Origin of the sequence: Bacillus sp. FJAT-28004 (assembly GCF_001280845.1) — a bacterium.
In the GTDB taxonomy this organism is placed as follows: Bacteria; Bacillota; Bacilli; order Paenibacillales; family Paenibacillaceae; genus Pristimantibacillus.
In genome coordinates, this window is record NZ_LGHP01000001.1 from 129,265 (window position 1) to 154,609 (window position 25,345).

Sequence of the window (25,345 nt, forward strand, 5' to 3'; positions counted from 1 at the left end):
TTGTCTGCCTCAGAACAGATCGATTATCCGCTTCAAATCTTCCCGAAGTGTAATCTTGGAATCATTCCGAATATAATGGCAAACATAGGATCTGCGGAATCTGTCCTTCGTTTTGTTACGGGTGGAGGAATGGACAAGCAGACTGTGAAAGAACAGAAGATCCCCTTTCTCCATCACAACGGGTATTTCAGCCGTCAAATCCACGCCTTCCGTTTCCGTGGTCCAATCCGCATGCTCCAACAGATCTTTCACCTTTCCATGGCGCAGAGGCCCCAGCTTGTGACTGCCTGGAATAACGCGAAGGCATCCGTTGTCTTCATCATTACTCTCCATCGCGAGGGACGTAGCAATCATGGTGTTCGGCTCATGATGGATATATTCATAGTCTTGATGAGCTGCCTGACCTTTTGAGCCGGGTTCCTTGAAGAAGTACATGCTCTGCACGCCAACCGCTTCATCGCCCATCAATTGGGCCAATGCCCCTCTTATAATAGGAAGCTTCAGCATTTGCAAGGAGAAGCTGTCCTTCAGATGGGGATTAAAAACCCGGAAAGAGAAAGTAGCTTTTTCCACCGAATCCGGTTGATCCGGTATCTCATTCTTGGCAAGGTTGTATATATGCTGGTTATAAATATCGAGTAAATCGTTGCTGCAGGCCTGACGGAGAAGAAGATAGCCGTTTTTGGCGAAAAACGAGATTTGCTCTTTATTCAGTGGGGAAATGCGGTCCATTGGCTCTATCATTGTGTCTCACACCTTTTCAAAAAGATTAGCTTCCGCGTCACCCTAGCGCTTCTGAGAGCTGCGATTTCGATCCATCCATCCCAATAATAGGATGGCGAGGGACAGCAAAAGATTAACACTGAGCGATAAGACTAGAATAACGTATTCGGCGGAGTCCTTTTTTACAATAAAAAGTAAGAAAACGATCAGTACAATGAAAAAGACACTTACCTTAAATATTACTTTACGGTAGCTATGGTCCATTTCGGCACCTTCTCTACATGATGACATGACACAATCGTCTTGCCGGAGGGCATCAGAGATGGTGCTGTTTGCTCGCATGTTTGGCTTGCGTACAAGCATCTCGGATGAAAGGAGCAGCCGGATGGCGGATTCGTAATACTTGGCATATCCAAGCTTTTCAGCGGCAATTCCCTCTTCACTTTCGCAATCCTTGGATTCGGCACCGGAACGGCGGATAACAGCGCCTGCAGATAAGGATGCTGCGGAGCGGCAAGCACATCATGCACGCTTCCTTGCTCGACGATCTTCCCCAAGTACATGACGGCCATTCGGCCATGCTGTGCAATATAGCGTGCGGTCGCCAAATCATGCGTAATATAGATAAAGGCAATGCCGAGATTCTTATTAAGGGTGGACATTAACCGCAGGATCGCCATTCGTAACGAGACATCAATCATGGACACAGGTTCGTCCGCGACGATGAGCTTCGGTTTCAAGGAGATCGCTCTTGCAAGCAATACCCGCTGTCTTTGACCGCCGCTCATTTGATGGGGATACTTCTCGATGTACTGCTCAGGCGGCGTCAATCCAACCGTATTCAGCAGCTCGCAAACCCGCTCATAGGCCTCTTTGCGGCTGCGAACGAATTTATGCTGAAGGATGGGATCGGATAGAGATTGGAAGATGGTTCGCATCGGATTCAATGCCGCGTACGAATCCTGCTGGACAAGCTGCACGCTCTGACGGTACTCGGAAAATTCCGCTTTATTCATATTCCATACGTCTTTTCCTTGAAAAAGAAGCTGCCCTTTGGACGGCTTGTGCAGACCCGTGACGACCTTGCCAAGCGTTGTCTTGCCGCAGCCACTTTCCCCTACAAGAGCCAGAATCTCTCCAGGCTCGAAAGATAACTGGACATCGGTCATGGCGGGGATGGGGGTCGGTTTTCCAAGCATTCCCGATTTTTGCTCAAAAATCATGCTTATGTTGCGAAGTTCCAGCAAGCTGCTCAAGCCAGCATCTCTCCCTTCTCATTCAAATGACATGCGGATATACGGAAACTGCCTACTGAAATCGCCCGAGGCTCCTCCTGCATGCAGAGATCCGTTGCAAACTCGCATCTTGGGTGAAACGCGCAGCCCGGCGGCAAGTTCAACAGATTCGGCGAAGAGCCTTTGATGGATCTATTGTCGTTGACATCATCCAATATGGAAGGAGCCGCTTGAATGAGTCCCGCCGTGTATGGATGCTTGGCATTCTCGAACATCTCGAACGTTTCCCCGACTTCCACAATCTTGCCGGCATACATGACGCCAATGCGGTCGGCCACTCTGGCTACAACAGAAATATCGTGCGATAAAAGAAGCATCGTAATGTTCATTTCCTTATGAACCTTTAACAGAATATCAAAGATGTAATCCTGCGTGATGACATCGAGCGCAGTTGTCGGTTCATCCAGAATGACCAGCTGCGGGTCGAGCAGCAGGCTGAAGGCGATCATGACACGCTGCTTCATGCCGCCGCTCAATTCGTGCGGATAAGCTTTCAGTATGCGGTCTGGCTCAAGCCGGACATAATCGAGCAGTTGCGATGCCTTCTTGATGATCTCGTCTTTACTCATTTTCTGATGAGCAAGGACGGTTTCAATCATCTGATCACCTATGCGCATGACAGGGTTCAATGCGTTCTGAGCGGCTTGAAATACCATCGATACGTCCGCCCAACGATGCTGACGCAATCGATTGGCATTGTAGCGCAGCATATCCTGGCCATTGATAAAGATGCTTCCGTTCTTGATGGTTCCCGGCGCCGAAACGATATTAAGAATAGCCGAAGCCAGCGTCGATTTGCCGCTGCCGCTTTCTCCGACCAATGCGGTCACTTGTCCCCTCGGAATATCAAATGAGACATGATCGACAGCCCGAATCGTTCCCGAGCGAAGTTTGAATTCGATGGATAAATCTCTAATCTCAATCAGATTGTTCTCGTTCATGGATTCTCCCTTCTATCCTCTAAGCCTAGGATTTAGCGCTTCATCGATGCCATTGGCAAAGAAGATCGAACCCAGTTGAAATAATGCAAGACAAAGAATCGGCGAGAACAGATAAATAAAGCCCAGCGGATTGAAGATACCCCCTGTTTGAGAAACGGCAAGATTAAGCATTTGCCCCCAATTGGTCGGTGAATAAGGGGCAAGACCCAGCATCATAATGCCTACGCTGCCTGTAATGGCACCGCGCATCGTCATAATAAAACTGATGGATAAGAAGGAGGTGATGCTCGGCATAAGCTCTTTGAAAATAATATGCGGCTTGCTCATGCCCATAACCTTGCAGATGACGATAAAATCCCGTTCCTTCAGCGATATAATTTGCGAGCGGACAGCGCGCGTTAGTCCAGGCCAGCTCCAGGCGCTTAACACAAGGGCGAAGGAAATAGGATCCTGGATCGAGAATATAGCCGCCATAATAATCAGAATCGGAAAGCTCGGGATCGTAAGAAACAAATTGGTAATCAGCATAATACCCGCATCAAGTCTTCCGCCGACAAGTCCGGAGAGTGTCCCGAGAAGCGCGCCGACAAACAAGGTGAAGAAGGCAGCAAGCAAGCCGACAAGAAGGACTTCCTTGGACCCATGCACCAATTGAATAAACGTATCTCTCCCGGCAAAATCGGTTCCAAGCCAATGCTCTAACGATGGCGACAGGTAACGGTTGTCATAAGCGACGGTCATATTGAGTTTAAAAATAAAAGGTCCTGCCGTTGCCATCAAAATGAAAAAGACCAAAATGATTAGACCGATTAGCGATCTTTTGTTATGGCAAATGATTCTGAAAAAATCGATCATTCCTCGCATGGTATGATTACCCCTCTACCTTGATTCTCGGATCAAGCTTCGAATAAACCAAATCCGCAATGAGATTGGCAACGATCATCGTGACACTGAGAAACAGCATGATGCCCTGCATAACCGTATAATCTCTTGTTCTCGTCGCTTCTCCCAAAAAGTATCCGATACCAGGGTACTGGAAGATATTCTCGATCAGCGTCGCTCCGCCAAGCATGCTGCCGAAGGTGATGGCCAGCATCGTGATCATCGGCAGCATCGCATTCTTCATGACGTACCGGTTCATGATAACCGATTCGGAAATACCTCGCGCCTTCGCTGCAATAATATAGTCCTCACCAAGTACGCTTACGGCATTGCCTTTCATCATAAGCGCCCATCCGCCGATATTCGTTATGACAAAGGTCAGGATCGGCATAGCGGCATAGTAGAGCACGCTTACAATAAAGTCGAGGTTGAAGCCAGGAGTCACAAAGGGATCGTATGCGCCGTTAACGGGAAACCAGTTTAACCCGTATGCGAAAACAACCAACAATAGGATCGCAAAAATAAAATCTGGTATGGCTGATGTAATAACGGTAAATAAGGAAACTGAAGGCTCTAAAACAGAGTTTCTTTTCCAAGCCATTCTCACGCCCAGAAGCATCCCGATTACAAAACTGATGAAAAGAGAAATGGTTACAACGAAAATGGTCCAAGGCATTGCGTTTGCAATAATGGAATTTACCGTAATTTGCTGGTAAACCATTGAAACGCCAAGGTTTCCTTGCAGGAGACCAGAAATATAACGAACAAACTGTTCATGCAGCGGTTCGTTCGGATTGTAATTAATCATCGCTGCAATTCGCCGGTACGCTTCTTCCAATGTAATCCCGAACTGGGTCGCGTAATCGCGGGCCCATGCATCAATGGCGTTACCTGGTGTTAAACGGAGCAATACAAAGGTCATCACTGTGGCTAAACATACGGTAACGAGAGCCATCCCAATTCTCTTTAGCACAATAACGGGTGTCAAATCCAGATCCTCCTTCAAGAAATGGGGTAGGTTGCGGGCTTCACAACGATGGATACGTACACAGGATACGAGAGGAACGCTGTGAAGCCCGAGCATGGTTTCAATAATGGAGAATGTACGTTAGTAACATCGAAATCAGGACTACTCTCTAGGCGATAATCTTCCTTCCACGAAGTACGTTATTCCCCCGAATCCAAAGTTGATTTCAGAAACCGCATCGATGTCTTCAGGTTCGATCGGTACCGGCAGACTGCGATTGTACTTTTCGAATTCATCTTCTCTCGGCCAGCCCTTGACCGTCTTGACATTCTCGAAATAACCGGTCGTATTTTGGAAGAAGCCTACTCCATAGGCGTTTTCATTCGTAATCCATGCCAGCTTGAAAATGGCGTCCTTGCGCTCTTCTTCTTTATGCAGATAGGGCATTCCCTTTAACGTTTTTTCAATGTCAACGACCTGCCCGTCGGGAGCTGGCAGTCGCATATCCAGCTTCCCTTTATCCGGACCATCCTTAAATTTGGGCAGGTGAGCCATATTTCCGATACCGCCCCAGTAGAAATTCCTTAGTGAATTCCATGGGAACATGAAGCCCCAGGAAACGTCTACCCAATCGACAGACATATGATAAGCGCCTTTGTCCTTGGTAGCATTGTTGTAATACACGCTGCCATCGACGGCCAGCAATTTGGTCGGAAGGCCGAATTTGGTCATCTGCTCTGCGGCGATCTGGGCGGAGTTTACCGCTTGCAGCCAACCTCCGCTCACCCCGATAATAAATTCCGGCGTCTTGCCGTTCGGGTCCGCCCAGTTGCCGTCAGCACCCTTCTTCCAGCCCAGCTCGGTTAACAGCTCTCCGCCTTTGTCAGGGTTATACGAGAATTTCGTCATTTTCTCGCGGTTTTCCGGAGTGATCCATTTGGCAAGCTCGGATTGCGGCATCCCGGTCATCGAGACGTCTGCTTCTTGACCATAGTAGTTGCCAACCTCACGAATCTTCGTTCGGTCCAGCGCATATACGACGGCCTGACGGAATTTCGGATTATCGAACGGCGGTTTATCCAAATTGAATACCATCCCGATCGTCGCGGGGTCGAACATGCGGTAATGAACGAGATCCTTGTTGGTAGCCAGCATATTTTCAAGAATATCTTTAGGTGGCGTGCCGGGATATGTATCGATCTTGCCCGATTTCAGTAAAGCTAGGCCGGATGAGTCAGATCCTGGGTTTTTAATAAAGATCCGGTCGAAATTAATATTCTCAACCTTCCAATACTTCTCATTTTTCTCCAGAATCATATCCGAAGCGGTTACTTTCTTCACGATAAACGGACCTGTACCTACAGGCATCTTAGGTCCAGCTTTCAAGAAATCCTGCCAGTTTGTATCGATCTCTTTACGCAGCTTGTCTGAAATCTCCAAGCCGAGAGGTCCCTTCTTATCTGGATCGTTTGTAGTTTTGGCTTGCTTTAACAATTCGTCCACTTTATCTATATACTTACCATAGAGATGATAAGGAATTGTGGCCTGATAATCCTGCGCAAGGAACAAGTTTTTCATTTCCGTAAACGGGGAGGGTTCTTGCCACTTAAATATAATTGTTGTATCGTCGGCGATCTCAATGCCGGTGAGATGTTTCATGATTTCGACGCCGTTATTGAGCATGTAATAGCTCCAAACATCCTTGCTTGTAAATGGCTTGCCGTCCTGCCAAGTTACACCTGATCTTATTTTGATTACGGTATTGTTTCCCTCATGCTCCACCGATTCGGCCAGACGGTTATAAATTTTATCCGTTGAGCGAACGATCTGGAATAGTCCCTCAAACGTATACTGCCAAGCCTGTCCTATGCCGCCGGAAGCGAATGGGTTGCCTTGAAACAACGGCGGTTTCGGCCATCCACCTAAATCGCGGAACACTTTAGAGTTATCTTCCGTACATCCATTCAAAAGTAAGGTGACAACCATTACAAATGGAAGCAATACGAGCTTCAATTTCCGGAATCGCATCAGCAGTCCTCCTATTTTTATATCAAAAATCTGTTAATTCAGTTCATTTTAATCACTTTTGGGAATGTAAGCGCTTACTATCCCTATTATTATTATAAACAATTAAAGTAATGATCGTCTTTGTATATTAAGGTCCTGTTTTTGCATTCTTACGCCATGCTCCATACATCCTATCCGAGGTTGGCGGCAGCCGGTATTATTACATGATCTTAAGTTGCACTTTGATTATGACCTTGCAATACAACCTTAAAATTTGGAGTTAAACGGCAAGGTTATCCGTTCTGGACGGCCGGATCGGCACGCTGGCACGATTCCAATCACGAAAAAAAGAAGGAACAGGTGATTCCATGAAACGGCGAATGTTATTCGCGAGTCTTATTCTTGCTGCTCTCGGCATGCTCGAACGCAGGTAACGGAGGGAATGACTCCGGTCCTAAGAACGGCGGCAGCATCAATGGGAAGAACGATTCCAAAGAGACGATTACAATCGCTTGGCGGCCGAATGAATCGAGCGGGTGCGATGCGATCGGCAAGATGATCGAGGAAGCGACGGGAGGAGCTGGTGAACCTGATTTTGGATCAAGTCGAACCCAGTGATCCTGCGCAGCTGCGTGCAGCCCGCAGCGCCAAGATTGTTCGGATACGCGGGAAGGGAAAAACGGAAGGAACTGAATGTTTGTCGACCGATGCGCGGGCTGCTCTAGCCGATTATTTGGAATTCGAAAGACATCTGGATCAAGTGGAGGAAACGATTTCCTTATTCTTGAGTGTGAAAGGAACACCGGCTCGGATGAAGCTAGGTCTATTTTTTAATCTATGCTTGCTTACCCGCCTTTGCTATTTTTGATGGTTTATTTTAGTGAATGTGGTTTATTCTTATCGTTAGTGAGACTTTAGGATATTACGGATCCTACCAATTATGTTATTTACGTAGCAGAATTGGATACTGAACTGATTGGCTGGATTCACGCTCAAGGTCGTTTTTTGAATGAATCACCTCCATTTATTGAGATCGGTGGTCTTGTTTCGGCAATGCCTATAGACATATGCTATACTGATAATAAATAAAATTAGAGGTAGGATTCTTTTAAATTTACGATAATAATCTATTACTTGAAGATAACTTTTAGGTAGCGTCAATAATTTTGTATAAATGAAAAAACTTCTCTTGTAGAAGATTGCGTTAGTACATGGTGGTGAACATGGCTTGGAGTTCAGCAAGTGCTTGATCAAAGCCAACAGGACAACGTGTAGCGAAGTTGTGTGGTAACTCAATTCTACAAAAAAGGGTCTTCCTTTTTCTATTTATCTATTTACACAAAATATTTTATGCTCTCACTTCTAACACAAATTCTTATATGAAGAAAAGGAAGAGATTCAGTGGGAAGAAAACAATCTTTTACTGAGACAGAGCTGCTGGATACGACAAAAAAATTAGTGCTTGAGCATGGCTACGACGGTTTTCATCTCAAGCTGCTCTCACAGCATCTATCCGGAGCCCGGAGCACTATTTATCAATATTACTCTAATAAAGAAGAGATAGTTGCTGCTTGTATGAAGCGCGTAATAGCAACGGTATTAGAAAATTCATCAGCAATTGATGAGACTGATCCTATGGACGCCCTCGAGCAGTTACTTCTCATTTACGTAGAAGAATCTACGCTCCATCAACTTCTAGGAGATGCTAGTAAAATTAATACTACTAATTCTTCTGCAGCAGCGAGAGATCTTGAATTTATTGAGGAAGCACATATGACCCTTAAAATTCAATTATCACGCTTGTTTGAACGAGCACAACAGGATAAAAGCCTGCGGCAAGATATCCCATTACCTGTATTTATTGGTGTTTTTTTTAACTTAATTAATACGCCTAATATGCTGAATTTCCCTATACCTGATTGGGGAAAGCTGTTGTTTCAAATGTGGATTGGGGGAGCTAAGAGCTAGCCTCAGTCTTGGAATTAATTTGACACAAGTGTCATTTATAATGTTTAATTAGTGAGTCAAGTGTAACAGTGATATAAATTTGACACTAGTGTCGAAAAAACAAAGATAAGGAGTTGAAAAGAAAATGTTTTTAGCTATGAAGGAATTGATGAATAGTAAAATGAGATTTTTAATGATCGTCATTATTTTTGTACTAATAGCTTGGTTGGTATTCATTTTATCAGGTTTGGGGAATGGATTATCTACGCTAGCTGCGTCAACATTCAAGACAATGAAGGCTGATTATGTCGTCTTTGAAGAAGGTTCACAGTCTTCAATGAGCAAGTCGTTACTGTCTGATCAATTAATGACGGAAGTGGAGCTGCTACCAAATGTGAGTGCTGCCGCACCCATGGGAACAACGATGGCTACAGCGCTAAAGGAGCAAAGCACCAAGAATGAAGATAAGGTGGACATCGCGATTATAGGAATTAACCCAGGAAGCTTCTTGGAACCGGCTATCGTAGAAGGGGAAAGCCTATCTTCCGGGAACCCTACAGGTGTCGTGGTGAATTCAACGATGAAGGATGAGGGATATAACATTGGTGACACTTTTCAGTTAGATGGAACGACGGAATCATTGACGATTATCGGATATGTCGAGAATCAGACCTATAACCACGTTGCATCAGTATTTACTCCAATGGCTGAATGGCGGAAGATTACCTTCGCGGCTCCGGGTAAGGATAAAGGAGTCGCAGGGCCCGTTAATGCGATTATGTTACAAGGCAAGGATATTGATCCAGATTTAATTAATAGTAAGCTATCAAATACGGATACGGTTACCCGAGCGGCAGCCGTTCAAGGAATGCCAGGGTACAAAGAAGAGAACGGTACTATTTTAATGATGCTTGCATTTCTGCTAGCTATCTCCGCATTCGTGCTTGGGGTGTTCTTTTATGTAATTACGATGCAGAAGACCAACCAGTTCGGCATTATGAAAGCTATTGGTGCTAGTAACAGATTTTTGGGCAAAGCTATTGTATCACAAGTGTTTGTGCTTTCGCTGATTAGTATTGTAGTTGGAATTTTACTGACTTATGGAACAGCTGCCATTATGCCGGAGGGTATGCCATTCAAGCTGGAAACTAGTCTTGTCGTCACATATTCTGTTATCTTGCTAATTATCGCTATTTTAAGTTCGGTCGTATCTGTTCGCAAGATTACAAAGATTGATCCACTCAAAGCGCTCGGGAGGGTTGAATAATGACTAAGGGATTGCAAATGAGTGAAGTCACAAAGTATTATGCCGAAGGAAGCAATCGGATCGCGGCACTCGATCATGTGTCAATTTCAGTGGAGCCGGGTGAGTTTGTTGCTGTAGTTGGACCGTCCGGGTCTGGTAAAAGTACGTTCTTATCCATTGCTGGAGCGCTGCTTAAGGCCTCCGAAGGAGATGTTAAGCTGAATGGGTATAATATCTCTACGCTTACTGCGAAGGAACTATCTAATATAAGGTTACGAGAAATCGGATTTATTATGCAATCATCGAATTTGGTTCCTTATTTAAATGTTCTTGATCAATTGCTAATAGTAAAAAGGATGTCGGGAAAGGTTAAAAGGGAGGATAAGGAATACGCCACTAAGTTGCTGGAAGAGCTGGGTCTGGGCTCGAAGTTAAAAAGCCTCCCGGAAGAGCTATCAGGTGGTGAGAAGCAACGGACAGCGATTGCTCGTGCTTTAATTAATAATCCCAACATCATCTTGGCGGATGAGCCGACAGCAAGTTTGGATACCAAGCGCGCCCATGAAGTGGTCAGTCTAATTGCGCATGAGGTGAAGTCACGCCAGAAAGCGGCGATTATGGTTACCCATGATGAGCGTATGCTTGAATATTGCGACAAGGTATACCGAATGGAAGATGGGAAATTATCGTTGGCTGAAACGTCAAGAAACAGGTACAGAAGCTCCGCAAAAGAAATCTCCTATTCTCGGAAGTGAACTTATAACTTATGAAGTTGCATCCGTAAAAAAAATAGTATGTCGCCCTACAGATGGTACAGACAAACATATCACAAGTTGGGAGAAATATTGCTGGGGGGTATACCCAAATTTCGCTCTTTAGATGTTACGGTGAACCGTATCACAAGTGACGCAAGTTTTTTGCTGACACCATGTAGCCGGATTATTCGAGGCAACGGTTAACAATTGATATCTCAAACAGCGGCTACAGTGTCACTGAAGTGTTCATGAAGTGGATCGAAAACGAGATGCAGTAGAGAGTGTAGAGATATCCAATCCTTAGGATCATTCATGAAAGAGATCATTGAATTTAGAGATCATCGGTCATTTGAAGTGCACCCCCTATAGTCAACATTGGACAACCTTAATGCTTAGGCCGATGAAGACGATAAGGGGTGCTTTTTGCTATGGTGAACACCATCAAAGGTCAATGGGTCGGGGCCAGATTTATGGGGAAGCATCTCCACGTTTTTACTTGCATCTTCCTTTCTTATTTGCTATATTTGATAGTAATAAATTGTTATTATCAAAAAGTTACTAACTATATACCGAATGGTGAAGGTATAGAAATTAAATGAAAGTGGATAAAACATGGGGCGGCTGGAATCTGATTGAAATCGTCTGGCTAGTTTTGTTTACTTCGATTGCTGTCGGTTTTACGGTCTCTATCACCGGGGTGCTATGTGTGGTGCTTACGGTGAAAGGAACCCTGATGAGTTATGTTCTCGGAAGTACAATACGGTCGGTTACGCGTACTTGGCTTATATCAACGGTTTGTTTGTAGAGGTCATGCGGGGAGGCCTCAAGGAACGAATGCGCAAAGTAAACGAGGTCTTGGTGAAGTTTGAGACCTACCGGAACTATTTCGAAGAGCTGTACGGCTAGAATAAAGAACCAAGGAGGTAAGGACGCTTGAATTTGTTGGATCGCGATGGGCTTACGGAACGTGAATTTTTCGAGCAGTACCGTGCCGGGGATTACGAGCGGCCTTCGGTGGCGGCGGACATGGTCATTTTTACCGTAACGAATACGGAGGCGGACAGCTACCGCAAGCTTCCGGAAAAAGAGCTGCGAATTCTGCTCATTCGCCGGGGAGGTCACCCGTTCCTGGGCAATTGGGCGCTTCCGGGCGGCTTCGTCCGGCCGGAAGAGACGACGGAGCAGGCGGCGGTGAGGGAGCTGCGTGAGGAGACCGGTGTGGATGGCGTATATTTGGAGCAGTTGTATACCTTCAGCGATGTTGGAAGGGACCCTCGCACCTGGGTGATGAGCTGCAGCTACATGGCCTTAATTAACAGCGATCAGGTACAGCTGAAAGCAGGGGATGACGCTGTCGGCGCTGCCTGGTTCAAGGTAACCTATCGGCTTCTGCGCGAGCGGAAAGAGCTTATTGATGATGGGTATGTGAAAACGATGGAATACGAGCTCAAGCTAAGCAGCGAAGAGGAAGAACTTACGGCAGTTGTGGATCGGACGATGACGTCAAAGCCGGCCTCGACTTCAACCGTGTACTCCATCGTATCGAATGACGGATTGGCTTTCGATCATGCGAAGATTATCGCTTGCGCTATTGAGCGACTGCGGGGAAAAGTGAATTATACCGATATTGCGCTACACTTGATGCCGCAACTCTTTACTTTGACGGAGCTGCAGCAGGTTTACGAGGTGATCTTGGACAAAGAGCTGCTGAAAGCCGCCTTCCGGCGTAAAGTTGCGGATCTCGTGGCGGAGACCGATCATTATACTGAAAATGCAGGACACCGTCCTTCCCGCTTGTATCGGAGAAATTTGGAGGAATATCGATGATATACAATATCGAGCAGTTAAGAAAAGCATACACCGCTGGCAAAACGTTTAAGTTTGTGTTCTTCTGGGGCCATACACCGCCAAAGGACGACGGCGTCGACAAAAGCTGCTTCAGCCAATGGTGGATGAGCCCTTTCGTGGTAGAGGGGATCGAGTATTCCTGTGTCGAGCAGTTTATGATGTCCGAGAAAGCAAGACTGTTTGGAGATGACGAAATGTTGGACGTGATCCGTAAAGCTAAGCATCCCAAGGAGATGAAAGCTTACGGGCGTGCAGTCAGAAACTTCGACAAGGACACTTGGGACAAAGAATGCTATGGCATCGTTAAAAGAGGCAATTTGGCTAATTGGCGAATATCTCAAGTCAACGAAAAACCGTATTCTCGTCGAAGCCAGCCCACAGGATAGCATTTGGGGGATCGGCATGGGCCAGTCCAATCCGGACGCGGATAATCCCGTAAAATGGCGGGGGAGGAACCTACTCGGATTCGTGTTGACCGAAGCGAGGGACGAATTGCTGCGGGATTAACTTCTACCGGAATTGTGTTTAATGAAAGAAGGGGGAATGAATGAAATGAAACGAAAAGAAATTGCCGAGGAAACATTACGGATACAGCGGCAAGGCTTCTATGTATATAAGGGGCGGCGGGTAGAATTCGCCACTGCGCAAAAGCATTCGGAGGAGAATAGCGAGTTGATTACGCCGGAACATGGAGAATCACTGGTGCGGGGAATTGCCGGGCTACCTAGGCTGCCGCAAGGCGCCGCTTGTTTTGTCACCAACGAGCCCACAGTAAAGGCGATTTTGGATTTTGCGGAGACAGGGAAAGGGCGCGTCGGCGTGTTAAACTTCGCTAGTGCGAAAAATCCCGGGGGAGGATTTTTAAACGGGGCGATGGCTCAGGAAGAAAGCCTGGCGGTCTCCAGCGGATTATATGAAACGCAGATGCGCAATGAAAGCTACTATAAGGCTAATCGAGCCTGGAAATCGATGATGTATACTAATCACGCCATCTATTCGCCGGACGTAGTGTTTTTCCGTGACCAGCGGTTCGACCTTATAGAGCGGCCGGTGACAGCTTCAGTATTGACTCTGCCTGCCGTGAATTATGGGCAGGTTCTGCTTAAGGGAGAGGACCCCCGGAAGGCGGAATGGATGATGAAAGACCGGATGCGACTGGCCCTGGCGATATTCGCAAAAAAAGGCGACATCAACCTCATCTTGGGTGCATACGGCTGTGGCGTTTTCCGAAACGAACCGATGAAGGTGGCAGGATGGTGGCACGAGCTTCTGGAGGATGAAGGCTTGGGATTACTGTTTTCGGAAATTCGTTTTGCGGTATTGGACACTTCCAAAGAGGGTAAGTGCATTCATGCTTTTGAAAAGAAGTTCAATGGGCACAGCAACATAATGGCCGATTAGGTGCTCATTTTAATTCGCTCTAAAAATGATACGGTGAACCGTATCATTTTTACTAAATATGTTAAAGTACACTATCAACATTGAAATTGTTAATGAATTTATTGCTATTGAACACGTTCGATAGAGTGGAATAATGAGGTGAAATCTTATATCTAAAATTGACAATATGATGGCGATTCTATGGATGTTGAATTCAGGAAGGAAAATTACTGCAAAACAAATATCTGAAAAGTTAGAGATCAATATAAGGACTGTTTACCGTTATATTGATGCACTTTCTGCCAGTGGTGTGCCGATTATATCTGACACAGGTCATAATGGGGGATATACCCTGTTGAATAATTTTATTGAAAGTCCGCTTCTTTTTGATGTTGATGAGCAAACGGCATTACTTCATGCTGCTGTTTTTGCAAAAGAAGCTGGATATTTTTTCGGGGAGGCATTAAACAGAGCAACATCAAAGCTAAAAATGTATTCAAACCAAGAGCAGGAAAGAATGATCAAGCAACATTTAGAAGGGCTTGAAGTAATAAGTCCAATTGGAAAATCATCTATGGAGCCGATATTGAAGAAATTGGAGCAAGGTATAGTAAGCAAATCATCTGTAGAAATTGAATACCATACAAGTCATGAAGAGCAGACCACACATAGGATTGTTGATCCATATGGAATTATTTATTGGAATAATAACTGGTATGTCATTGCATTTTGTCATCTAAGGAATGAAATCCGAAGTTTTAGAGTGGGGCGAATTATCAGTATTGTTCAAACCGAAATTACCTTCGATCGTCCAAAGGTTTTTTCGGCAAGTGAATTTTTTATGAAAAGCCTACTTCCCGAAGTGAAAGATAAGCAAGCACTTATCCCTTTAGTTGTTAGTGGTAAGACAAGTGCGTTGGATAACTTATGCCAGCATTGGTTTTTAGGACATCATTTCAAAGAACGGACTTCAAATAAAGTGATATTTCTACTAGAAGAAGAAGCAATTCATACGTATGTACCGTATTTACTTTTATCCTATGGCAAATCTATTCAAGTCATTGAACCAACGAGTTTGAAGCAAAAACTTATTGAAGTTCTTTATGAGTTAATTAATTATTATCAAGTTTAAAAACTTTACTGACGGAAGATGTCAGTAAAGTTTTTTTATAATAGGGTATATCGATTAATTAATTACAAAAGGAGTGTGTATTATGCATACAAAAAAAGTGTATCTTTATGTATTTGATACGATGGCAGACTGGGAGGTAGGTTATTTAATTGCTGAACTAAACTCGGGAAGGTATTTTAAAAAAGAATTAGCGCCTTTAGAGGTGGTTGCAGTAGGCGTTGATAAAAATCCTGTTACTACAATGGGAGGATTGAAAATACTACCTAGTATTTCTATTGATGAGTGTATTTTGGAAAGTACTGATGTTGTAGTTCTTCCAGGCGGAAATACTTGGATAGAAGCAATTCACGAACCTATATTGAAAAAAGTTTCTAAATCTTTAAAAGAAGGTGCTGTTGTTGCGGCGATTTGTGGAGCAACACTGGGACTTGCAAAGATGGGATTGCTAGACTCAAGAAGGCATACAAGCAACAATCTAGAATATATGAAGATGATTTGTCCTAATTATATTGGAGAAAAATATTATGAAACGGAACCAGCAGTAACTGATGGGAATTTAGTTACTGCATCAGGAACAGCTCCATTGGAATTTGCGAAACATGTATTGAAGGTGCTAGATGTATTTGCACCAGAAACATTACATTCATGGTTCAATCTTTATCAGACTCATGATCCCAAATACTTCTTCGAGTTAATGGACTCTATCAAATAGCTGATAGTAAACCAAAATACAATGGATAGTCCCCTATTAAAGTGGTTTCCTACTTTCTTTATAAGGGGATTTTTGGCGGTTCTACACATTCTTTTTTGTGTTTATTACGTGCCGCAGTAACACTAGTAAAATCGACCAAATTAGTTCCAGAGATTGTTATCACCTGTCACATCCAGAATTACATCATAACTCCAAACGGCTGCCTTCGGGTAACCTGGCATGGTCATTACGCTCTGACGGACAGCATTGTTAAAAAGATATCCTAACTTTTATTAATATGACATAAGGTGACGTATTTGAGGTCTATAATGGGTGGTAGATTAACGAAAGGAGTAACAAATCATGAAACGAAGAATAATTTTAGATTTAGCGGTTACTTTAGATGGTTTTATTGAAGGGAAAAATGGTGAAGTTGATTGGTGCATTATGGACTCTGAGATGGGGTTTATTAATTTTTTAAATCAAATTGATACAATTTTATATGGAAGAAAAAGCTATGAATTATGGGGACAATTTACTCCGGAAATTGAACATACGGATTCTGAAAAAGAATTTTGGGATTTGGTTCATAGTAAAGAGAAATATGTGTTTTCCAGGACGCAAAAGGGGACTGATAATAAAGCAATATTCATAAATGATAGTATTCTTGAAGAAGTAAATAAATTAAAGAATAAGCCTGGTAAAGACATCTGGCTATATGGTGGAGCAAGTCTTATTACAACTTTTATCAATTTAGGACTTGTTGATGAATTTAGATTATCTGTTCACCCTGTTGTTTTGGGAGAAGGGAAACCGCTGTTTGTGGATATAAAACAGAGGTTGAATTTAAAAATGGTTAATACAAGAACGTTCTCCTCAGGCGTGGTACAACTAATTTATCATTTGGATGGTGATCAAGAGCGCGGATTGGATTATTGACATGGGTCCCGAGGGCGGCCGCCGGGGTGGCCGAAATGTATTCGAAGTCACTCCTGTCCAGCTTGCTGCTCCCGAGCATTCGATAACGGGGGCGTATTTGCGCAAGGCAGAAACCGGCCAGGGAGCGTCTTCCTGACGGGGTACGTTGCAACGGACCCTATTCCGAAACATCGATACCGTCTTTATCTGTATGGCACTCAATAACGATTTTAATCTGCGTAGACTTGATCGGTATTTGTCGATTGCATGGGACAGTGAAGCAACACCGGTTGTTGTTCTCACTAAATCGGATTTGTGTGATGATCTCCAATAAGACTCGATGAAGTATCCACGGTTACCATAGGCGTAGATGTGCTTACAACAACAGGGTTATCCGAAGATGGCTTCCTTGCTGTCAAGGAGTATATGGAACTTGGAAAGACCTTTGTCTTTATCGGATCATCCTGTCGCCTCTCACTTCCACTGACGGAAGATGAGCGGCGACAGGATTTATGCAACGCCAGTGAAATTTAATATAATATGTATTCAAAAATAAGAGTAGCCTACGCAAATTGCGTGTGGCCACTCTTATTTACTGTATCCATATGTTAAAAGATAATAAAGTCTTAGACTGATGTGACATCAAAAATAAGTTAACGATTTTACAATTCAGAAATTTCTTTTTTTATGAGATATTTTCAAGTTATCGTTCGTGTTATATATAGGAGGTGAATAAATGGACAACCAATCTTTAACGCGCACAAATAGTGAATTTGCTGAAATTTATCAGCGGAATATTGATATGGTTTACAGATTATGTTTCATCCTTTTGAAAAATACGACGGATGCGGATGATGCTGTTCAATCTATATTTTTGAAGCTATTCAAGCATAATAAAGCCTTTCATGACCGTGATCATGAAAAAGCATGGCTTATTGTAACGACCAAAAATACCTGTAAAGATGTATTAAAAAGCTGGTGGAGATCTCGCCGGGTCGATATAGACGTTTTGCCGGAAAAAACATACTGGGATAACGATGAGCAGCAGAGGGATGTACTCGAGAAATTGCTTCGGCTTCCCGAAAAATACAGAACGGTTTTGTACCTTTATTATGTTGAGGATTATTCCGTAAAAGAAATATCGAAACTGTTAGATCGAAAAGAGAGTACGTTGCAAACGCAATTATCAAAAGGGCGCACACGCCTGAAGGCTGATTTGGGAGGGATACATGTTGACGGAAAACCAGTTCAAGGGAATATTTGAAACCATAAAGCCTAATAAGGAACATAAGGACAAACTATTACATGACATGATTGTAAAAATTGAATCCGAAACCGTGGAGAAAAGAATGCCTACATCCTGGAGACATGTAAGATCCGCGATGCTGGCAGCAGCGGTCATGATCTGTTTGCTAACGACAACTGCTTTTGCAGCCAGCTATATGGGACTGGATATGAAATTTTTGAACTTTCTAAACCCAGCGAATAGCGAGCAAGTGGTGTATTTGGAAAACGGCGCTCATGTGGTGAACAAGCAGGCGGTAAACGAGAATGGAACGCTAGAAGTTAAGCAAATTATCGGCGACAGCAATTTGATTTACATCTTAATGGACTTCACAGCGCCGGAAGGTACAGTTCTAGATGCGAAACGGTATCGTTTTGAGACACTTTTAAGTTTTGATAATATGAGTTCAAACAGCTCCTCAACCGGTTACACCTTATTGGACGATGAGAATCCTAACGATAATAAAATCAGTCTAATGATGAATTATCTAACGGAGAATAGAACAATCGCAGGAAGTCCTGTTACTTTGATGCTTAGTGGTTTAGAGGCGGCAGATGTTTATCCCGATATATTTGAAAAAATAAATGCAGGTTCATGGAAAATCAAATTCAATTTGGACTATAAGGATATTTCAACAACGTATCAGATAGATCAGGGCATATCATTATATAACTACGAAGCAACACTATCATCCATTTCCATTTCGCCGATTTCCGTTACAATAAAAGTAGACAGTGCGCATACCAAAGAGATTTCTGAGGCGGCCAGCCGCTCCTCGCGGGAAATAGGGCTAAACGAGTATGCGGATCATTATCCGATCACCATACATTACAAAGATGGAACATCGGAGACAACGGCTGTTTTTAAGGGGATGTCCTCAGGAGATCTGATAACTAACACCATAACGATCGTGAAACCATTTACCCCCATTATAAATGATAAAGAAATAAAATCAGTCGAATTTTTTGATACTGTCATTCCGATGGACTAATTTTATAGTTGTGCGAAAACGAGGAGCTGCAGGTATGCAGTTCCTCTTTTCTTTGTTGATGTTATGGACAGGATACAGAGGAAGAGGGCTAGGTAAGAAGTTAGTTGAATTCATTACAAAAGGTTGACGAAAGGACGAAAAGTTCGAAACGGTTCGAGTTTGTGCATCCATTACAGATAAAGAATAGATAAGATCACTTGTTCATGCTTCACACAGGGGAAACTGAGGCCTCTTGGTAACTTTTACGTTCGAATAAGTATGAAATGTAAACGGATACATTTTTTAAAAAAAGGATTGATTTCGATGCGATCATGTTGTATTATTCGTTTTAAGAGAAACGTTTCGACATCCAATTATGTAAATGTAAGCGTTAGCATAAGGTTTGGATCGTGAGTGTTGTTCATATTCATTGTTTTCCGCGAAAATATCATTATGTTTATTTCAAAATCGAAACGTTACCAAAAATAAGCATCATATATCTCACCACTGTGGGGGCGGTTAAATTTCAAAAGAATGAAAGCGCATTCAAAAGAAGTGATTCTATTAAGAAGAACCATAACAGGAGATGGGCTAAATGTATGTCATAACAAGACTTAAGCTTCATGGTGGAAATGTGTTGCGGGAGATTTTGAAGAACAAGATTCTGTTTTTTATGCTGTCACCCGTCATCTTATATTTTATTATCTTTCACTATCTAGTCATGCCAGGGGCATACGTAGCGTTTGTTGATTTCAATATCAGCAAAGGTATTTTTGGAAGCAAATTTCTAGGTTTAGAAAATTTCGAATTTTTAATTAAAACGGGTGATCTTTGGAATATCACAAAAAATACGCTGCTTTACAATTTTGCTTTTCTCGCTCTGGGGAACATCATCCAAATTGTTTTTGCCATTATGCTTTCAGAAATTTCCGGTAATTGGTTCAAAAAGATTTCTCAATCCGTACTTTTGCTGCCGCATTTCATTTCCATGGTTATTGTCGGTGTGTTCGCCTACAATATGTTCAATTTTAACTCCGGCTTTATTAATACGATGATTACCTCATTTGGCCTGGAGCGCTACGAGTTTTATTCTGATCCTGATATTTGGAAGTACATCATTGTTGCTTTTAAAATATGGAGCGCAACCGGCTATGGCATGATCGTCTACCTAGCGACAATTACAGGCATCAGCAATGATCTTTATGAAGCGGCTTATATGGATGGGGCCAGCAGATGGCAAAGAATTCGCTACATGACCTTGCCTATGCTTAAACCAACGTTTATTTTGCTGCTGCTGTTTGGTCTTGGCGGAATTCTCAAGGGCTCGTTTGACCTGTTCTATAATCTGATTGGTACAAACTCGGTGCTCTATCCTCAAACAGACATCATTGATACGTATGTCTTCCGCAGTCTGGTGGGGCAGTTCAACTTCTCCATGGGCGCAGCAGTGGGCTTCTATCAATCCTTATTCGGTTTAATCCTAGTGTTAACGGTTAATCTGATCGTTCGTAAAATCGAACCGGACAGCGCCTTGTTTTAAAATGGGAGGTGGATAATGTGGGAAATAAAAACAAAGAAAAAGAAGATTTCGGCAGTATATTTATAAAAGTAATCAGCTATTTGTGTATCACCTGCTTCGCCTTGGCTTGCCTGTTTCCTTTTGTCCTGATGATCTCCTCTTCCTTTATGAATGAGCAGGAAATCATTCACGAAGGGTACAAACTGATTCCGAGCGATGTTTCCATCAAGGCTTACGAAATGCTGATCAATAACTCGACAGCGTTATCGAAAGCTTATGGCGTAACGATATTTATTACGGTTGTCGGCACCGCTTTAGGATTGTTTATGATGTCAATGGCAGGTTTTGTTCTTAACCGGAAGGATTTTAAGTATCGTAATTTCTTCTCCTTTATGATCTACTTTACGACACTGTTTGCCGGCGGTTTAATTCCAAGTTATATCCTGATGGTCAAATATTTGCATCTGAAGGATAGCTTATTCGCTATGATTTTGCCCGGTGTAGTCGGCGCATGGTCGATTTTCCTTATGCGGAATTTCATGAAAGCGATCCCTGATTCCTTGTATGAGTCAGCTACAATTGACGGCGCGGGCGATTTTCGCATCTATTGGCAAATATTTATCCCTCTTGCGATTCCGTCACTCGCTACCGTTGGCCTTTTCGCGGCGCTCGGGTTTTGGAACGAATGGTATAACGGCATGCTTTACATCCAGTCGCCTGACAAATTTCCTTTGCAATACTTTTTGCAGCGCATGATCAACCAGACCAATATCCAAGCACTTATTAATCAGGGCGTGGTCATCAATACGGCGGAGTTACCGACACAATCCATTAAGATGGCTACTGCCGTATTGGCAACGGGTCCGATTATCCTGTTATATCCATTCGCACAGCGCTATTTTGTATCGGGTCTTACCATTGGTGCGGTTAAAGGTTAATAAATACCCCTTACTAAGGGTGTATCTATTATAGAAGTAAGATTCGTAACTAAAAAAGGGGGCAATAACATGAAAGGTAAACCATTTTCGATTTTGATACTGGCTGTTATAATGCTGACCAGCCTACTCGCTGGCTGCACATCTTCAAAGGAAAAGAACACGCCATCCACAGAGCCGGGAGCGTCTACTAACTCGAGCGGTGTAGACATTTCTAAAGAGGTTAAGCTTGTTTATTATTTATGGGGTTCTGAAGGCATTGCCAATAAGGACATTTTGGCAGAGATCAACAAATTGCTAAAACGCGATATCAATGCGACACTGGAGGTCAAGTATATTGACTGGCCAGATATTGCTACTAAGTATCCATTGCTGTTCGCCTCTGGCGAGAAGTTTGATATGTCTCATGCGTCACCTGGTGCCGCAGTGTCCTATTATTCACTGGCCGGACAGGATGCGCTCGTAGATATCACGGACATGCTGGATAAGGTTGCCCCAACTCTGAAGGCAGCTATACCTGAAGAAACCTGGGCAGGTTCTAAGTTCGACGGCAAAATTTACGGCGTGCCTTCTTTGTACAGTGAGTACACGCCCGCTGGTTTTGGCTACCGCTCCGATCTGCTGAAGAAGTATGGCATGGAGAAAATCAGCACCATTGAAGACATGGAGAAATACATGGACAATGTATTGGCGAACGAGTCCTATTCGCCAATCAACGGCAATGCAAACGACGCCTTTAACATGTTTAGAATGCTGGTCGATACGACGGGTGAGTGGCAGAACGCGCCTGGTATATCTCTAACGGAGCTTAATCTTGTTACGAAAAGTCCGAAAGATTATAAAAACGTATTCCACCCGGCCTTCACCCAAGAGTTTGAAGATTGGGCTGTGAAAATGCGCGAGTGGTCGGATAAAGGTTACTGGCCAAAGGACATCCTGTCCTCGCAAGTCGATGCCGGGACTAACTTTAGAGCGGCTAACTCAGCTGGTTACCTTACTCATGCACAGGACTGGATTGGTAAGTATGGAACGGACATGAAAGCACAGCCGGAATCGGATCCTTATTTCTATACATTCGCTGAAGCAGGCAAGAAGATTAAACGGAAAATGGGCGTAGAGAACTCCACTGTTATCAGCTCGAATTCAGCAAATCCGGAACGTGCACTGATGGCAATTGAAAAGTTCATGACTGATCCGGAATATTACAATTTGATACAATATGGCATCGAAGGACGTCAGTACATCATTGAAGACGGCGTTAAGAAAACGCCGGCCGGTTTTGATGATAAAGTTGACGGCGGAGGTTTTGCTACATGGTCCTTACGGAATGATAAATATAATTTGCGCATGGATACGGAAAACCCGGTTCGTAACGACTTGTACGCGGAATGGGATACCTTCTCCATCAACGATCCGTACATGGGATTCAGCTTCGATTCAAAGAATGTGACGACGGAGATTGCAGCTATTTCTAACGTGAACTCACAACTGGGCATGCAGCTAATGCTCGGCAAAACAAGCAAAGATCCGAAAGAAGCGGTAGCTGAGTACAGAAAACAGCTGCAAGCAGCGGGGGTTGACAAGGTCATTGCAGAAGTGCAAGCACAGCTTACCAGTTTTGAATCTGGAAACTGACGAATATTGAGAGGCCGTAAGGGAGCTATGTTCATAGCTCCCTTATCCATGAGTTCAAAAATCCGGCGGCAGCCGCTCGCGCTTAACAAAGAAAACATTGGTTTCGGATGAGGGATTCCCCTGATTCGGAAGTGTGGGGTGACAAGACAGAAATGGCTACGATAAAAGATGTCGCTAAAATGGCAGGTGTATCGATATCGACGGTCTCGTACGCCTTGAATAATAACTCAAAAGTAAGCAAACATACGAAACAAAAAATTTTAGAAGCCGCGCGTGAATTAAATTATCAGAAAAACGGAATCGCTTCTGATTTGAAAAGAAGCAGCACGCGAACGATTGTGCTTATCGTGACGGATTTGGCTGGCCCGTATTATTCGGAATTGATGAAAGGCATTCAAGAAGTTACATTGTCCAAAGGATATGACTTACTGGTTTGCAGCTCGATGGGAGAGGAATCGTCCACGGCAGTCAAATTTTTGACGGAGAAGAGGGTCGATGGCGCCATCGTATTGGCCTACAATATTAGCGAAGATATTATTATGCAATCAGCCAGAAAAGAATTTCCAATCATTCTGCTTGATCGGAGAGTAGATAACGAATTCGTTGTCAGCATCGAAGTCGATAACGAAGAAGGCTGTTACATGGCGGCGGAATATTTAATCGAACAAGGCCACCGGGATCTTGCTTATATAGGCGGTAAAGCGTTAGACCGTCTTCATGCGATGCGGGTTAACGGATATGAAAGCGCATTGCGCAAACATGGATTGGATTGGAATGGACAACTACACCAATTTGGGGTTTTTAACCGGGATAACGGCTATAGTATGACCAAAATGCTTATCGCGCAAGGAAGATTGCCAACCGGCATTATGTATGCCAACGACGAAATGGCAATCGGCGGTATGAAAGCGTTCAAGGAGCATGGCATCAAAGTGCCGGCTGATGTCTCGGTCATTGGTTTTGACGATATTGAATTGGCACAGTATGTCCGGCCTTCTCTCACGACAGTCATGCAGCCTAAATATGAACGCGGCGCATTGGCCGCCCATGTGTTATTTCAGATTTTTGAAGGTAAAGAGGTTGATCAGCTTTATAAATTCCCAACACAATTGGTGATACGCGATTCTGTGCAAAAAAGAGAGGAATAAGAATTTATGAATCGATGTTTTCAAACCATTCAAACGAAATTGAAGGAGAGGATTTCGAAGTGAACACACAATCCTATCGAGTAGCTTTTATCGGCTGTGGCAAACGTGCGCATGAACATGCGATCGGCATACAAGTCGACAGCAGGTGTGAGGTTGTCGCATTGTCCGATATCTCAACTGCATCGGCTGAAATGCTGAATGCCGAATTTGGATTTCAAGCAAACATCTACACTGACCACAAGGAAATGCTTGCGAAGGAGAAGCCTGACGTGGTTCTAATCTGTCTATGGACTCCTCTTCATTTACCGGTATTTCGTGATTGTGCAGAAGCCGGCGTCAAAGCAGTGCTGTGTGAGAAGCCGATGTCCGCGACCTGGGGAGAATGCCAAGAGATGGGCCGCATCGCCGAAGAGAAGGGCTGCCAACTGACCTTCTCCCTTCAACGCCGTTTTGCAAAGGGAAATCAAACCGTACGGCGCTTAATAAAGGAAGGGAAAATCGGACAAGTGCTTCGAATGGATCTATATTCCCCGCCAAATTTACTGGATTGCGGCATCCACACTTTTGATCAGGCAATAAGCTATCTTGATGAAACCTCAGTAAAATGGGTGCTTGGAGCGGTCGATACCACCGAAATATATAACTGGTTTAACGTATCATCAGAATGCGGGGCGTCAGGACATATCGTATTCGCTAACGGCGTCCAAGCGAGTCTCTATTCCGGCTCCATCGATACATGGGAACCGACTCAGGATATGACGAAGATTTGGGCCGGAGTTCGAGTGATCGGCACCGAGGGGTTTATCGAAGTAATGTGGGACGGGCAAATTGTAAGGGGAGTCAACTACGAGGATTCGTCTTGGAAGCCTGAGATGGAATTATCCTCGATGTCCGACCAGATGAAGGGCTATGTTCGCCATGTGATCGACTGTTTAGAGACAGGCGTAGAACCTGAGGTTTCGCATCAAAAGGCACTTCGCGCCTCGGAAATTATTTTTGCTGTATATGAGTCGGTACGCCGAAATGCACGCGTGGAGCTGCCGCTTACCAATGTAACAGACAGCCCATTTATCACTATGCTTGAGAACGGCCAATTTACTAATAAAGGAGCGCGAATCTAA

At 43.9% G+C, this 25,345-nt stretch carries 24 protein-coding genes and 1 pseudogene; 19 read left to right on the plus strand and 6 right to left on the minus strand.

Going from position 1 to position 25,345, the window contains the following annotated elements; all coding sequences use genetic code 11:
* Positions 1-9: 9 nt before the first annotated feature.
* From AC787_RS00550 to AC787_RS00580, 6 genes are all read right to left on the minus strand, one after another.
* Positions 10-744, minus strand: coding sequence for a phytanoyl-CoA dioxygenase family protein (locus AC787_RS00550; protein ID WP_152970557.1), 735 nt, complete (start codon positions 742-744; stop codon positions 10-12).
* 218 nt (positions 745-962) lie between these two features.
* The gene (locus tag AC787_RS00560) at positions 963-1,979 is read right to left on the minus strand and encodes an ABC transporter ATP-binding protein (protein WP_200930685.1); all 1,017 of its coding nucleotides are present in this window, start codon (positions 1,977-1,979) and stop codon (positions 963-965) included.
* Positions 1,976-2,959 carry an ABC transporter ATP-binding protein gene (locus tag AC787_RS00565; RefSeq protein WP_054023007.1) on the minus strand — a complete coding sequence of 328 codons (984 nt, stop codon included), beginning with the start codon at positions 2,957-2,959 and terminating at the stop codon, positions 1,976-1,978. Before AC787_RS00565 ends, AC787_RS00560 begins: the two co-directional genes overlap by 4 nt.
* Positions 2,960-2,971: 12 nt before the next feature.
* Positions 2,972-3,823 (minus strand): ABC transporter permease, encoded by an 852-nt coding sequence (locus AC787_RS00570; protein ID WP_054023008.1) that lies wholly within the window; start codon positions 3,821-3,823, stop codon positions 2,972-2,974.
* A gap of 7 nt (positions 3,824-3,830) precedes the next feature.
* Positions 3,831-4,829, minus strand: coding sequence for an ABC transporter permease (locus AC787_RS00575; RefSeq protein ID WP_200930686.1), 999 nt, complete (start codon positions 4,827-4,829; stop codon positions 3,831-3,833).
* A 141-nt stretch (positions 4,830-4,970) separates the two neighbouring features.
* Positions 4,971-6,836: an ABC transporter substrate-binding protein gene (locus AC787_RS00580; protein ID WP_054023009.1), complete on the minus strand. Its 1,866-nt coding sequence runs from the start codon at positions 6,834-6,836 to the stop codon at positions 4,971-4,973.
* 381 nt (positions 6,837-7,217) lie between these two features.
* Here AC787_RS00580 and AC787_RS00585 point away from each other — a divergent pair, with 381 nt between their 5' ends.
* The 19 genes and pseudogenes from AC787_RS00585 to AC787_RS00675 all read left to right on the plus strand — a co-directional run bounded on the left by AC787_RS00585 (position 7,218) and on the right by AC787_RS00675 (position 25,345).
* Positions 7,218-7,433, plus strand: coding sequence for a hypothetical protein (locus tag AC787_RS00585; protein ID WP_054023010.1), 216 nt, complete (start codon positions 7,218-7,220; stop codon positions 7,431-7,433).
* Positions 7,399-7,683, plus strand: a complete 285-nt coding sequence (locus AC787_RS34610) for a hypothetical protein (protein WP_235560869.1) — start codon at positions 7,399-7,401, stop codon at positions 7,681-7,683. Before AC787_RS00585 ends, AC787_RS34610 begins: the two co-directional genes overlap by 35 nt.
* Before the next feature lie 533 nt (positions 7,684-8,216).
* The gene (locus tag AC787_RS00595) at positions 8,217-8,783 is read left to right on the plus strand and encodes a TetR/AcrR family transcriptional regulator (protein ID WP_054023012.1); all 567 of its coding nucleotides are present in this window, start codon (positions 8,217-8,219) and stop codon (positions 8,781-8,783) included.
* A 124-nt stretch (positions 8,784-8,907) separates the two neighbouring features.
* On the plus strand, positions 8,908-10,029 hold the full coding sequence (locus AC787_RS00600) for an ABC transporter permease (RefSeq protein WP_054023013.1): 1,122 nt from the start codon (positions 8,908-8,910) through the stop codon (positions 10,027-10,029).
* Positions 10,029-10,763, plus strand: coding sequence for an ABC transporter ATP-binding protein (locus AC787_RS00605; RefSeq protein WP_054023014.1), 735 nt, complete (start codon positions 10,029-10,031; stop codon positions 10,761-10,763). Before AC787_RS00600 ends, AC787_RS00605 begins: the two co-directional genes overlap by 1 nt.
* A gap of 933 nt (positions 10,764-11,696) precedes the next feature.
* On the plus strand, positions 11,697-12,590 hold the full coding sequence (locus AC787_RS00615) for an NUDIX hydrolase (RefSeq protein WP_054023016.1): 894 nt from the start codon (positions 11,697-11,699) through the stop codon (positions 12,588-12,590).
* Positions 12,587-13,118: pseudogene (locus AC787_RS00620) on the plus strand (NADAR family protein). The gene AC787_RS00615 and the pseudogene AC787_RS00620 overlap by 4 nt, the downstream one beginning before the upstream one ends.
* Before the next feature lie 45 nt (positions 13,119-13,163).
* Positions 13,164-14,012, plus strand: a complete 849-nt coding sequence (locus AC787_RS00625; protein ID WP_054023017.1) for a TIGR02452 family protein — start codon at positions 13,164-13,166, stop codon at positions 14,010-14,012.
* A 148-nt stretch (positions 14,013-14,160) separates the two neighbouring features.
* Positions 14,161-15,123: a helix-turn-helix transcriptional regulator gene (locus AC787_RS00630; protein ID WP_054023018.1), complete on the plus strand. Its 963-nt coding sequence runs from the start codon at positions 14,161-14,163 to the stop codon at positions 15,121-15,123.
* A gap of 82 nt (positions 15,124-15,205) precedes the next feature.
* Positions 15,206-15,835 carry a type 1 glutamine amidotransferase family protein gene (locus AC787_RS00635; RefSeq protein ID WP_054023019.1) on the plus strand — a complete coding sequence of 210 codons (630 nt, stop codon included), beginning with the start codon at positions 15,206-15,208 and terminating at the stop codon, positions 15,833-15,835.
* A 342-nt stretch (positions 15,836-16,177) separates the two neighbouring features.
* The gene (locus tag AC787_RS00640; protein WP_054023020.1) at positions 16,178-16,753 is read left to right on the plus strand and encodes a dihydrofolate reductase family protein; all 576 of its coding nucleotides are present in this window, start codon (positions 16,178-16,180) and stop codon (positions 16,751-16,753) included.
* Between the two features lie 190 nt (positions 16,754-16,943).
* Positions 16,944-17,066, plus strand: coding sequence for a GTPase RsgA (rsgA, locus tag AC787_RS34615; protein WP_235561040.1), 123 nt, complete (start codon positions 16,944-16,946; stop codon positions 17,064-17,066).
* 402 nt (positions 17,067-17,468) lie between these two features.
* Positions 17,469-17,996, plus strand: a complete 528-nt coding sequence (locus AC787_RS00645) for an RNA polymerase sigma factor (RefSeq protein ID WP_054023021.1) — start codon at positions 17,469-17,471, stop codon at positions 17,994-17,996.
* Positions 17,962-19,008: a DUF4179 domain-containing protein gene (locus AC787_RS00650; RefSeq protein WP_054023022.1), complete on the plus strand. Its 1,047-nt coding sequence runs from the start codon at positions 17,962-17,964 to the stop codon at positions 19,006-19,008. The genes AC787_RS00645 and AC787_RS00650 overlap by 35 nt, the downstream gene beginning before the upstream one ends.
* A gap of 574 nt (positions 19,009-19,582) precedes the next feature.
* The gene (locus tag AC787_RS00655) at positions 19,583-20,527 is read left to right on the plus strand and encodes an ABC transporter permease (RefSeq protein ID WP_200930687.1); all 945 of its coding nucleotides are present in this window, start codon (positions 19,583-19,585) and stop codon (positions 20,525-20,527) included.
* Between the two features lie 17 nt (positions 20,528-20,544).
* Positions 20,545-21,444, plus strand: coding sequence for a carbohydrate ABC transporter permease (locus AC787_RS00660; protein ID WP_054023023.1), 900 nt, complete (start codon positions 20,545-20,547; stop codon positions 21,442-21,444).
* Between the two features lie 69 nt (positions 21,445-21,513).
* Positions 21,514-23,076, plus strand: a complete 1,563-nt coding sequence (locus AC787_RS00665) for a DUF3502 domain-containing protein (RefSeq protein WP_054023024.1) — start codon at positions 21,514-21,516, stop codon at positions 23,074-23,076.
* Between the two features lie 152 nt (positions 23,077-23,228).
* The gene (locus AC787_RS00670; RefSeq protein WP_054023025.1) at positions 23,229-24,224 is read left to right on the plus strand and encodes a LacI family DNA-binding transcriptional regulator; all 996 of its coding nucleotides are present in this window, start codon (positions 23,229-23,231) and stop codon (positions 24,222-24,224) included.
* Between the two features lie 59 nt (positions 24,225-24,283).
* On the plus strand, positions 24,284-25,345 hold the full coding sequence (locus AC787_RS00675) for a Gfo/Idh/MocA family protein (RefSeq protein WP_161807501.1): 1,062 nt from the start codon (positions 24,284-24,286) through the stop codon (positions 25,343-25,345).